8 protein-coding genes are annotated in these 12,323 nt (G+C 62.9%); 4 read left to right on the top strand and 4 right to left on the bottom strand.

The annotated features are described in order from the left end of the window. Nucleotides 1–258: 258 nt before the first annotated feature. The 3 genes from AAFN84_RS14495 (at nt 259) to dnaE (ending at nt 6,211) form a co-directional block, all read left to right on the top strand. Nucleotides 259–1,848: a DUF262 domain-containing protein gene (locus AAFN84_RS14495; protein WP_347515316.1), complete on the top strand. Its 1,590-nt coding sequence runs from the start codon at nt 259–261 to the stop codon at nt 1,846–1,848. Nucleotides 1,849–2,159: 311 nt separating this feature from the next. Next, complete coding sequence (locus tag AAFN84_RS14490) at nt 2,160–2,591, top strand: potassium channel family protein (RefSeq protein ID WP_347515315.1); 432 nt, start codon at nt 2,160–2,162, stop codon at nt 2,589–2,591. 98 nt (nt 2,592–2,689) lie between these two features. Next, nucleotides 2,690–6,211, top strand: coding sequence for a DNA polymerase III subunit alpha (dnaE, locus tag AAFN84_RS14485; protein ID WP_347515314.1), 3,522 nt, complete (start codon nt 2,690–2,692; stop codon nt 6,209–6,211). A gap of 12 nt (nt 6,212–6,223) precedes the next feature. Here dnaE and AAFN84_RS14480 read toward each other — a convergent pair whose 3' ends face one another. The 4 genes from AAFN84_RS14480 to AAFN84_RS14465 all read right to left on the bottom strand — a co-directional run bounded on the left by AAFN84_RS14480 (nt 6,224) and on the right by AAFN84_RS14465 (nt 10,543). Further along, nucleotides 6,224–6,580, bottom strand: coding sequence for a DUF1801 domain-containing protein (locus AAFN84_RS14480; RefSeq protein WP_347515313.1), 357 nt, complete (start codon nt 6,578–6,580; stop codon nt 6,224–6,226). 861 nt (nt 6,581–7,441) lie between these two features. Next, nucleotides 7,442–8,650, bottom strand: coding sequence for an MFS transporter (locus AAFN84_RS14475; RefSeq protein ID WP_347515312.1), 1,209 nt, complete (start codon nt 8,648–8,650; stop codon nt 7,442–7,444). 211 nt (nt 8,651–8,861) lie between these two features. Then, a complete protein-coding gene (locus tag AAFN84_RS14470) occupies nt 8,862–9,884 on the bottom strand; it encodes a DUF4214 domain-containing protein (protein WP_347515311.1) in 1,023 nt (340 codons plus the stop codon). Nucleotides 9,885–10,054: 170 nt separating this feature from the next. Next, nucleotides 10,055–10,543 carry a CreA family protein gene (locus tag AAFN84_RS14465; RefSeq protein ID WP_347515310.1) on the bottom strand — a complete coding sequence of 163 codons (489 nt, stop codon included), beginning with the start codon at nt 10,541–10,543 and terminating at the stop codon, nt 10,055–10,057. A gap of 135 nt (nt 10,544–10,678) precedes the next feature. On the opposite strand from AAFN84_RS14465, the gene AAFN84_RS14460 reads away from it, so the two are divergent. Continuing rightward, nucleotides 10,679–12,319, top strand: coding sequence for a GAF domain-containing protein (locus AAFN84_RS14460; protein WP_347515309.1), 1,641 nt, complete (start codon nt 10,679–10,681; stop codon nt 12,317–12,319). Nucleotides 12,320–12,323: the final 4 nt, after the last annotated feature.

The following is a 12,323-nucleotide window of genomic DNA, read 5'->3' as shown; positions in this document are numbered from 1 at the left end:
GTTGGCCGCAACTTTTCAGGAAAGCGGGAAGGGGGCAAGGGTGAGGTTGGAGGTGTGCGTAGAGTGCGGAGGTGGTTGGAGGGGGAGGTGAGGTGGTGGAAGTGGGGGCGTGGGAGGTGCTTCAGTGGGCTAGGATAGCCATTGGAAAACTGACGGTATGTGGCGATCAAACTGAATGTTTGCGTCGGCGCGGTTGGTACCATTCACAGATAACTGAATCCGCTGTAACTTTTCTGTTTCAACTATCGTGAGCGATTAATGTCCACCAATGTCGTAAATCTTGATGCGCTGATTCCAAGAGAAGATTTGTTTATTGACCCAGCAGGGGAGCGGGTTGGAAATTCGGGACAGGAACGAATAGACATTCACCATCTGGACAATCATTTTTTTGCCACGCGACTTCGCAAGCCCGATTTTCAGCGTGAGACTGCCGATTGGTCGCCGGACAAGGTGGTTGACCTTATCCGTTCGTATGTAGACGCAGAACTCATTCCAGCGGTTATTCTTTGGTCCGCGGGGAATTTTTCCTTTGTCATCGATGGCGCACATCGCCTGAGTGCATTGCTTGCGTGGGTCACCGACGACTATGGCGACAATCGGATATCGCTGAATTACTTCGGTGGCCGCGTATCGGAGGATCAACGACGCGTTGCGGAACGCACGCGCAAAATGGTTAAGGCCACTGTCGGGAGTTACGGCGAATACGTCGGCGCCCGCAATAATCCGGCGGCGCTGCCCCCACCGATGCTCACCCGCTACAACAACCTTGCCACCCAATATATCACCGCACAATGGGTTCCTACGGTAGAACGGGAAGTCGCGGAAAAGTCATTCTTTAAGATCAATGAAGCCGCAACCCCAATCAACCCTACTGAGAAGAAGATACTCCGTTCACGCAAGTCTGCTAGCGCGATTGCGGCACGGGCGGTGACTCGCGCAGGTACCGGGCATCAGTATTGGTCACCGTTCAACGCTCCGGTTCAGGCTCAGATCATAGAACTTGGGAAGAGCATCTATCAGGCACTATACGAGCCACCGATTGATGAGGGTCCAGTAAAAACTTTGGATCTGCCGGTTGCGGGCAAAGGCTACAATGCCTTGCCTTTCGTATTCGACCTTATCAACCAGGTTAACAAAGTAACCGTTCCGTCCGGGAAGCGAAAGTCCGAGCCCCAACTAGCGGAGGAAGTTGATGGCAGTGAGACCATCCGCTTCCTCGAAAAAGTCGAGAAGCTTGTCCACCGCATCACCGGCAATCAATCGAGCTCATTCGGTCTTCACCCGGTCGTCTATTTCTACACCCGTACCGGCTCCTTTCAGCCCTCAGCGTTTTTTGCGACTTCGCGGTTCTTGGAGTCGATCATCGAGAGGGACAAGGTCAGAGACTTCCTAAAGGCCCGAGCGACGTTTGAGGCATTTCTCCTCGGCCACAAGGAACACGTCAGTCTGACAGTTCATAAATTTGGTGCCGGGGAGAGGAGTGTTCCGCAGCTTTTCCTGTACTTCCAAACCGTTCTGACGGCAGTTCAGAATGGGAAGGAGGCCAAAGACATCGTTACAGCGTTCGCCGAGGACCCGAATTTCCAATACCTGCTACCTGCCAAGCCGCCATTGTTGCGTACCCCAGAAGCGGAATCCGCAAAAAGAACGGGCTTTAGCAGAGGTACTAAGTCCGCGGCGTTCATCGATGCCGCGGTGGCGGGGGCGCCTAAGTGCAGCCTCTGCTCTGCCGTCATTCACAGGAACTCAATGCACATTGATCACAAGCAGCGATTGCGCCAGGACGGGAGCAATGAGTTTGCTAACGCTCAGATTACGCACCCCGTTTGCGATAGCATCAAGAGCTGATCCCCAATCATTGCGCCAATGCCGTGCCAACAAGACGCCAGAAAGTGGAGCGAGCTGAAACAGGGCGCGCCCCCTTCGAGGCTGTATGAATTTTGGTGGTTTCCACCAGATGCGCAACAGTGCCCGAAGCGCCGCCGCAATCTCCCATCCATCGCAACTAGCAGTTCCCTATTTGCCAATCATAGCTCCGCATAGCCTCCTACATTCCAATCCGGGACAACCCCCGTTCATTCTCCATCCCCACCGCCCCATTCCCCGAGCCCTCCATTTCAGCTACTTTCCACCTCGCTTCTCGCCTCCGGGGCTCCGTCATGCTGCACAATCTCGCCTTCGGCACCGGCATGATCGCCGCCACGGTGGTCGTTCACATGGTCGGGCTCATGATGGTCACCAGTCTCACCCAGCGCGTCACGCGCGGGCTGGGGCTGGAGAGGCGCCACGCGCATATGCTGGCGATGGTGCTGGTGGCGCTCGGCATCTTCGCCGTGCTCGGCGTCGAGATCTGGATGTGGGTCGGCGCCTATCTGGCGCTCGGCCTGTTCCCCGATCTCGATACCGCGCTCTATTTCTCCATCACCACCTTCTGCACGCTCGGCTATGGCGACGTCGTGCCGCCGGCCGAATGGCGGGTCTTCGCCGCGCTGGAAGGCGTCAACGGCTTCCTGATGATCGGCTGGTCCACCGCCTATCTCATTGCCGCCGGCATCCGCATCGGTCCGTTCAAGCCCGGCGAGCATTTTTGAGCCGCGCCTTGTTGGCAACCGTGCCTGCCGCCTAGACTCCCGCGCTCGGGTCCCGGACAATGGCGCCAGATTCTCCACCGGCGGCCAGAGGCAGCATCATGGCATCTTCACGCGATCCCCTCGTCAGGGCGGCGCAGGGCACGCCCGCGCCGAAGCCGGCCGCGCGCGCCTTCGTGCATCTGCGCGTGCATTCGCAATATTCGCTGCTCGAAGGCGCGCTGCCGCTCGGCAAGGTCATCGGCCACGCCATCAAGGACCGCGCGCCCGCCATCGCCGTCACCGACACCAACAACCTCTTCGGCGCGCTGGAATTCGCCCAGAAGGCGTCGAAGGACGGCGTCCAGCCGATCGTCGGCGTCCAGCTCGACGTGCTGTTTGCCGATGCGGCGGGCGAGGAGCAGCGCCACAATGGCGGCCGCAGGCAGGGGCCGCAGACGCATCAGCTCGTGCTGATCGCGGCGACGCAGCAAGGCTACGCCAACCTGGTCAGGCTCGTCAGCCGCGCCTATCTCGACGTGCCGACGGGCTTTGCCACCATGGTCGAGGCGGCGTGGCTGGCGCCGCTGGCCGAAGGCATCATCTGCCTCACCGGCGGCGAGAACGGACCCGTCGGCGCCGCCGTCAGGTCCGACCACCGCGCGCAGGCCGAGGAGCGGCTGCTGTTCCTCAAAGACGTGTTCGGCGACCGGCTCTATGTCGAGCTGCAGCGCTGGCATGGCTACGACAAGGGCGTCGAGGCCGCGATGATCGATCTCGCCTATGCCCACGACCTGCCGCTGGTCGCCACCAACGAGGCGTTCTTCCCCACCGCCGACGACTACGAGGCGCATGACGCGCTGCTGGCGATCGCCGAGGGCTCCGTCGTCGCCGTCGACGACCGCCGCCGGCTCACCCCCGACCATCATCTCAAGAGCCAGGCCGAGATGACGGCCCTGTTCGCCGACCTGCCGGAAGCGATCGATTCCACTGTCGAGATCGCGCGGCGTTGCTCCTATTTTCCGCAGACTCGCGACCCGATCCTGCCGCGCTTCACCGGCGCCGACGCCGCCGATCCGGTGGCGGCCCTTCAGGCGGAGGCCGACGAGCTCGCCCGCCAGGCCCGCGAAGGTCTCGCCCGCCGGCTCGCCGCCCATGGTCCCACATCTGGCTATTCGGAGGACGACTACCGCGAGCGGCTGGAATTCGAGATCGGCATCATCACGCGGATGAAGTTTCCCGGCTACTTCCTCATCGTCGCCGACTTCATCCAGTGGGCCAAGGCGCAGGACATTCCGGTCGGCCCAGGCCGCGGCTCGGGCGCGGGCTCGCTGGTCGCCTATGCGCTGACCATCACCGACGTCGACCCGCTGCGCTTCTCGCTGCTGTTCGAGCGCTTCCTCAACCCCGACCGCGTCTCGATGCCCGACTTCGACATCGACTTCTGCCAGGACCGCCGCGAGGAGGTGATCCGCTACGTGCAGGGGAAATACGGCCGCGACCAGGTCGGCCAGATCATCACCTTCGGTACGCTGCAGGCCCGCGCCGTCCTGCGCGATGTCGGCCGCGTCCTGCAGATGCCCTATGGCCAGGTCGACCGGCTGACCAAGATGGTGCCGGCCAACCCCGCCAACCCGGTCAAGCTCAAGGATGCGGTCGAGGCCGAGCCGCGCTTTGCCGAGGAGGTCGAGAAGGAGCCGGTCGTCCAGAACCTGCTCGACATTGCGATGAAGCTCGAGGGCCTCTATCGCCACGCCTCCACCCATGCCGCCGGCATCGTCATCGGCGACCGCCCGCTCTACGAACTGGTGCCGATGTACCGCGACCCGCGCTCCGACATGCCGGTCACCCAGTACAACATGAAATGGGTCGAGCAGGCGGGGCTGGTGAAGTTCGACTTCCTCGGCCTCAAGACGCTCACCGTGCTGGAGACGGCGGTCAAGCTCATCCGCCGTCGCGGCGTCGACATCGACCTCGCCACCATCCCCTATGACGACCAGCCCACCTACGAGATGCTGTCGCGCGGCGAGGTGGTCGGCGTGTTCCAGGTGGAATCGGCCGGCATGCGCAAGGCGCTGATCGGCATGAAGCCCGACCGCATCGAGGACATCATCGCGCTCGTCGCCCTCTACCGTCCGGGCCCGATGGAAAACATCCCCACCTACAACGCCCGCAAGCATGGCGAGGAGGAGATCGCCTCGATCCATCCCAAGATCGACCATCTGGTCAAGGAGACGCAGGGCGTCATCGTCTACCAGGAACAGGTGATGCAGATCGCGCAGGAGCTGGCCGGCTACACGCTCGGCCAAGCCGACCTGCTGCGCCGCGCCATGGGCAAGAAGATCCGCGCCGAGATGGAAAAGCAGCGCGCCATCTTCGTCGAGGGCGCCACGACTCGCGGCGTCGCCAAGCCGCAGGCCAACTTCATCTTCGACCTGCTGGCCAAGTTCGCCGACTACGGCTTCAACAAGTCGCACGCCGCCGCCTACGCCATCGTCTCCTACCAGACCGCCTATCTGAAGGCGCATTACCCGGTCGAGTTTCTCGCCGCGTCGATGACGCTCGACATGAACAACACCGACAAGCTCGCCGACTTCCGCGCCGACGCCATGCGGCTCGGCATCGAGGTCGTGCCGCCCTCGGTCAAGTCGTCGCATCGTCCCTTCGAGGTCGGCGAAAACCGCATCTACTATTCGCTCGCCGCCATCAAGGGCGTCGGCGAGGCGGCCGTCGACCACATCGTCGCGGCGCGCACCGAGCGCCAGTTCTCGTCGCTGGAGGATTTCTGCTCGCGCATCGATCCGCGCATCGTCGGCAAGCGCGTCTTCGAAAGCCTGATCGCAGCCGGCGCCTTCGACTGCTTCGGCTTCGACCGCGCCCAGCTCTTCGCCGGGCTGGAGCGCATGATGGGCATGGCAGCGCGCGCGCAGGAAAACGCCGCCTCCGGCCAGACCGACATTTTCGGCGCGGCCCTCGGCGCCCAGCCTGAAAAGCTCGTCCTGCCCGCCTGCGAGCCGTGGCTTCCGGCCGACCGGCTGCACCGCGAGTTCGCCGCCATCGGCTTCTACCTGTCCGCCCACCCGCTCGACGAGTACCGCGACCTCCTGGAAAAGATGCGGGTGCAGAACTGGGTCGAGTTCCAGGCCGCCGTCAAGCGCGGCGCCACCGCCGGCCGTCTCGCCGGCACCATCACCTCGAAGCAGGAGCGCAAGACCCGCACCGGCAACAAGATGGGCGTCGTCAACTTCTCCGACACTTCCGGCCAGTTCGAGGCGGTGCTGTTCTCCGAAGCACTCGCCCAGTTCCGCGACGTGCTGGAGGCGGGCCGTTCAGTGGTCATCACGGTGTCGGCGGAAGACCGGCCCGAAGGCGTCAATTTACGCATCCAGACCGCGCAGTCGCTGGAGGACGAGGCCTCCCGCATCCAGAAGCAGCTCCGCATCTACCTGCGCGATCCCGCCCCGGTGCCCACCGTCGCCGGCCAGCTCGGCACGCGCGGCGAGGGCCAGGTGTCGTTCATCGTCATCAAGCCGGAAGGGCAGGGCGAGATCGAGATCGAACTCCCCGACCGCTACCGCATCTCCCCCCAGATCGCCTCGGCGCTGAAAGCGGTGCAGGGCGTGGTCGACGTGGAGCTGGTATAGGGCGCGTCGGAGTTAAAGACTCTTCTCTCTACGCGACCGCAAAGCCAGTTTCTCTACGAGCTCGTCGGGGATCGGCTTGCTTGCCGAGAACGTGACGCCGGTCTTGGTTGCCTTGAGCTTCAAGGAAGCGATCTTGTCGGCGTGGGCGGCAATCGCGCCCGGATCGACATACAGGCCACATTGTTTGCTGAATGCGGCATAGCCGGCGATGACCGTATCGCCGATCTGAAATCCGGGCATGTCGTATTTGACGACTTCTTCGGCGTCCGGCAGCGCCTGCGCCAGCTGTGCGCGCAGTCGGTCCAACATGGCGCGAAACTGCTCCGGCGCGGCTTCTATGTAAGCGTCGTGATTTTCCGCCTTATTCATGCTGACAGAATGCCGTCTGGTATCTCTGAAGGCAACCGTGGGGGCGCTGAAGTTCTTCACCTGCGTTGTGCGTGACAATGTTCCCGAGATACAGATTGCGGGAATGGAACGGTTGGGACTTGAGGGGTTGGGGGATGGCCAGGAACGCGATTTATATTCGCATTGGCATATTGATGGCTTTCGCAATTGTGGCTGCGACGTCGCATGCCGGCTCTTCCAGCGAAGATGAGATCGTGTTCGATTTCGATGGACATCGCATCAGGCTCGAGCGCGACCAAGCGTACACCACAGGCCTAGGAACAAGAAGAAACTCGATCGACTATTGGGAGGTTGAGCCTGCCTATGGCAGAACAGTTAGCTATCTGACCGACGAGTTGGCGATCACTCAGACGGTGCCACAATGCCGGCGGCAACGCGTCCTCATATTTGCAAGCAGACAGATACCGGAAGCGCTCACGGCGCCTCCCCCCTCGCGACTGACAGAGGCGACCGACCATCCCGAGCTCGATCGATTCACAGTGGATGTAACCGGCGCCCCCGATGCGTCAGGTGGGAGCGACGTCTATCAGCTTAGATCTAGATCCCTGCGGAGCGGCAATGGTGTATTTCCGCGTCTTATATGCACATATGGTATATGTAACACAACTTTTGAGATAAATAGGCCGATGTTCGGGATAATGGGATATAGTACAAATATATGCAGCTTCTCAAATGTGGTAGAGACGATAAATTCAGTGCAGGAAAATCTGAAACGTAGGCTCAAGGAGTGATTTCAGAGATAAGTTTGATTGATAGAGTATTTATGACAGATCGATCCTCGCTGCTCGAAAGAAACTGTCTTATCAAGACGGCTCCAACTCCTCAAGCGTCGCCGGCCACCGGCACCGCCGCGTCAGACCCTACCGGCCCTGTCTGCCTCGAATCCATGAAAGCCACGCCGAGCACGACGATGCCGGCAGCCGCCATGGCCGCGCCGACCCAGCCGGTCGACGCCCAGCCGTAGCCGGCCGATAGCGCCATGCCGGCAAACAGTGGTCCCAGCGCGTTGGCGAGGTTGAACGCGGCGTGGTTCATCGCCGCGGCGAGCGTCTGCGCGTGGCCCGCCACATCCATCAGGCGCATCTGCAGCGGGATGAACAGGCCTGCCGTGATGCCCAGAATGAAGATGGAGAGCGTCATCAGCGGCCAGTTGCCCATCACCAGCGCGTAGAGGATGGGGGCTGCCGTCATGCCGCACAACAGCACCAGCGCGCCGCCGAAACGCGACCAGGAGGCAAGCCGGCTGGCCACCAGGTTGCCCAGCGTGGCGCCGATGCCGAACACCGACAGCACCAGCGGGATCGCGAAGGCGGGCGCGTTGCCGATGTCGATCATCGCGGCGGAAAGATAGGCGTAGACCGCGAACACGCCGCCGAAACCCACCGCGCCGGTCAGCAGCGTCAGCCAGACGGCGCGGTTGGCAAGGCCGCTGATCTGGCTGAGCGGCGATGCGCCGCGGTCCGCTTCGACATGCGGCGCAAATCGCGCTATCGACACCACCGAAACGACCGCGATGACTGCCACGATGACGAACAGGCTGCGCCAGCCCATCGCCTGGCCGATCAGGCCGGCCGCTGGAACGCCGATCACGTTGGCCACCGTCAGGCCCGTCATCACCTGCGCGACGCCGCGCGCGCGCCGGCCCTTCGGCAGCATGTCCGCCGCCGTCAGCATGGCGATCCCGAGAAACGCGCCATGCGGCAGCCCGGCGAGGAAGCGCGAAAAGGTCAGCATGTCCATCGTCGGCGCGAAGGCGGCGAGCAGGTTGGCGACACCGAAGAGCGCGATCAGTCCGATCAGGAACGGCTTGCGGGGCAGGCGGGCGCCTGCGATCGCCAGCACCGGAGCACCAATCACCACGCCGAAGGCATAGGCGCTGACGGCGTGCCCCGCCACCGGCTCGGTCACCTGGAACCCGGCGGCATAATACGGCAGCAGCCCCATCGCCGCGAATTCGGACACGCCGATGGCGAACGCGCCAATCGCAAAGGACAGGATCGCCATGCCGGGATGGCGCGCAACGATGGTCATGTGGTTTCCAGCAACTGAGGGGCGGGGCTGTTTGTGCACCGCAACAATGCGAGACTACCCCAACCGCCACCGGCGACAAGCCGGCATTGCGGTATGGCAGCCATGCACATGCCTCATGGGCGGGCGTTCTGCTGGCCGAGGGCCAGGCGCTTATGGCAAAGGACGGCGACGCGGCCCGAGGCCCATACAACCTGAATTATTGGCTATGGCATTACGCGAAATACAGGTCGCCAATAGCCGAGTTGCCGGTTGTGCTGACAGCCACGTCGGCATCAGGGCGCAGGTCAGGATCGTATTCTCCGGCATCGTGATAAGCGTATTCGGCGGCAACGCCATCATGCGGGTCATCCAGGCCGCCGGTGGCTGCCATGCTTGCGGCCCACACGGCTACTGCGCTGCCCGACGTTAGGCTATCGATCGCCTCTGCGATCTCGGACGCGGATGGGACCGTGTTCGTGACGCCTTCGAGCCATGCGCGTGCGAAAGCCGCCGCGTCATTGCCGGCGTAGGCGGCGATTTCGGTCGAGGTATCGAGTTGAGCGGTGAATGCGTCTGAGGCGGCAATCTTGTTGTCGATGATGGTCTTGTCCGACCCTTCCGCTCCGTTGAGAACGGCAATCGCGATATTGTTGATGCTGAGCGTCCCGTTGTCGAGCGCGTCGACGAAGTACGCCAGGCCAGCGGCTTCCGGCTCGCGGTCAAAAAGCGATGTGTAGATCGATGCAACGATCTGCGCGTTGCTCATGCCCTCGAAGCGCGACTGGTATTCCTGCGTTGAAGCCAGGTCCCCGATGGCGGAAAGGTCTGCACCATTGTTGGTGGCGTCGTTGAAGAATGCCAGACCCGACGGATCGGCAGGCCGGCCGAACAGCGCGACGAATACGCCTTGCACGCCATCGCCTGTTTCCGGCTCCAAGTTCTCACCGAAGTAGAAGATCTCGTTTGTCGGCAAGGGAATGGATTGGGGGACGGTGGCGGACGAAAGCGGCGGGCCGGAATAGATGACGACGTATCCCTCATAGACACCTTGCATAGTCCGTCCCTGGAACACGGGACACAGCAGCCCATTGATCGTCACCGTGCCCAGATATGGTCCAGTTGTCAGACCTTCGTCGCCCGCTTCGTATTGGTCGTCATTGTCCCAGTCTGGCCAATTCGCCGTGCTATCCGACAAGGTTCTTAAAGCCAGGTTTGGTCCATAGCTTATGAGATTATTGTATGGGAAGCTCGACATCTTGGCACCGCCTTGCAACGCAAATTCGTCAGCAGATGTTTCCAAAATGAAAATCTAGCATGTGCTCATCAGACGATCAACGCAATTCGACGACTGAACCACGCGAGGTGGCGACGCCAGTTTCCCCATGAACATCACGCATATTGTTCTGCGGAGATTCATGACGCCACCTACTCCCGCTCGCTCCACGTCACCTCCTGGCCGTAGAGCGGCACGGTCGAGATCGCCATCTTGGCCGAGCCGTCCTGCACCTGGCGGGCATGCGAGATGTAGATCAGCGTGTCGTTGGCCTCGTCGTAGATGCGCTTGACCAGCACGCTCTTCCAGATCAGCGACTGGCGCTGGCTGAACACTTCCTCGCCGCCGTCGCCCATGTCGATGTCGCCCACGACGAGCGGGCCGGTCTGCCGGCAGGCGATCGACGAGTTCGACGGGTCCTCGAACCAGTTGCCCTTCTGCAGCCGGTCGATGATTCCGCGCTCGAAATAGGTGACGTGGCAAGTGACGCCCTCGACCTTCGGGTCGTGCACCGCCTCCACGATGATGTCGTTGCCGAGCCAGTCGACGCCGACTTCGCCGACCTGTTCGGCGCGCGCCGGCGAGGCGGCAAGGGCAGTGGCGGCCACAAGGGTTGCCAGGAGAGGGCGGATGAAGCGCATGCGTGTACCTCGGCGGAGTGGTTGGAACGGGCTCTATATGGAAGCACCGACGCCCCATTGCAAAGAAGCTGCGCCCGCCGGCGCGCATGGGAGTCGCTTCCGCCGCCCAACTCCTCTACACTGCGCCGCAACGCAATGAACACGAATGCGCCCGCTCAAGGGCGCTCTGGCTGCAGCACATTGAAACCAGACAGCATATTGTCCCTTGACGAGGCCTTGCGATCCGCAACGCTTCACAGCTACGACATTCTGGATACGCCGCAGGAGCCCGAGTTCGACGACATCGCCGAGCTTGCGGCGGAAGTCTGCGGCACGCCGATCGCCGTCGTCAACCTGGTCGACACCCATCGCCAGTTCTTCAAGGCCGAGGTCGGCCTTGGCGTGCGCGAGACTCCGCTCGAAACCTCGTTCTGCGGCCATGCGATCCTCATGGAGGACATGATGGTCGTCAACGATGCGCGCGAGGATGCGCGTTTCGACGGCAACCCGCTGGTGCACACCGATGGCGGCCTGCGCTTCTATGCCGGTGCGCTGCTCAAGACCCGCGAGAACCGTGCCATCGGCACCGTCTGCGTGCTCGACACCGTGCCGCGCGAGCTTGACGCCCACCAGTTGCGCACGCTCAAGCTGCTGGCGCGCCAGGTGATGACCCAGCTCGAGCTGCGCCGCTCGCTGGCCGTCCACGCCGCCGCCGTGCAGCGGCTGTCGGCGCTGATGGAGCTGGGCGAGCGCTTGCGCCATTCCGACGACCTGGCCGAGATGGGCCGCATCGCCGGCGAGATCGTCGGCCGCATGCTCAACGTGTCGCGCGCCGGCTTCGGCCGCATCGACCAGGATGCCCGCACGATCCGCGTCGACGGCGACTGGCAGGCGCAGGGCCAGGCGAGCCTCGCCGGCACCCATGCCCTCGACGAGACCGGCCCGTTCGGCATCGCCGCGCGCCACGGCCGCGACCTGATCGTCCGCAATGTCGATGACGACGTCGAGACCCGTGACGATCCGGGCCCGCTGCGCGCGCTCGGCGTCGGCGCCATGGTCGACATCCCGCTCATCAGCCGTGGCCGCACCGTTGCGGTGTTCTTCGTCCATGATGCTGCGCCGCGCGACTGGAGCGTCGACGAGATCGACTTCATCCGCTCGGTCGCCGACCGCGTCCAGGTCTCCGTCACGCGGCTGCGCGCCCAGCAGGACCAGTCGGTGCTCAACCAGGAGCTCAACCACCGGCTCAAGAACACGCTCGCCATGGTCCAGGCGATCGCCACCCAGACGCTGCGCAACGCCTCCGACCGCCCGTCCGTCGACGCCTTCGTCGCAAGGCTGCACGCGCTGTCGACCGCCCATGACGTGCTCGTCCAGCGAAGCTGGTCGGCCGCGCCCATCCGCGAGGTCGTGGCCAGAGCCCTGTCGGCATTCCAGGACGACGATCGTTTCGAGATCGACGGCCCGGCGATCAACATCGGCCCGCGCGCCACGCTGGCGCTGACGCTCTTGCTGCACGAGCTGGCCACCAACGCTGCCAAATACGGCGCGCTGTCGACCAGCGACGGCACCGTGCGCATCGGCTGGCGGCTTGCGGCCGACGGCGTCGATCCCGACTTCACCATGGAATGGTCGGAGCATGGCGGCCCGCCCGTCACCGCCCCTGCGCGCAACGGTTTCGGCTCGCGGCTGATTAAGTTGGGCCTGGTCGGAACCGGCGGCGTCGACATCAGTTACGAGGCTAGGGGGCTGCATGCACGCATGCAAGCGAAGCTGTCCCAGCTTCAGCAGTCTTGAATAG

The sequence above is a fragment of the Mesorhizobium sp. CAU 1741 genome (genome assembly GCF_039839275.1).
Taxonomy (GTDB): Bacteria; Pseudomonadota; Alphaproteobacteria; order Rhizobiales; family Rhizobiaceae; genus Aerobium.
This window is presented reverse-complemented; position numbering and strand designations above follow the sequence as displayed.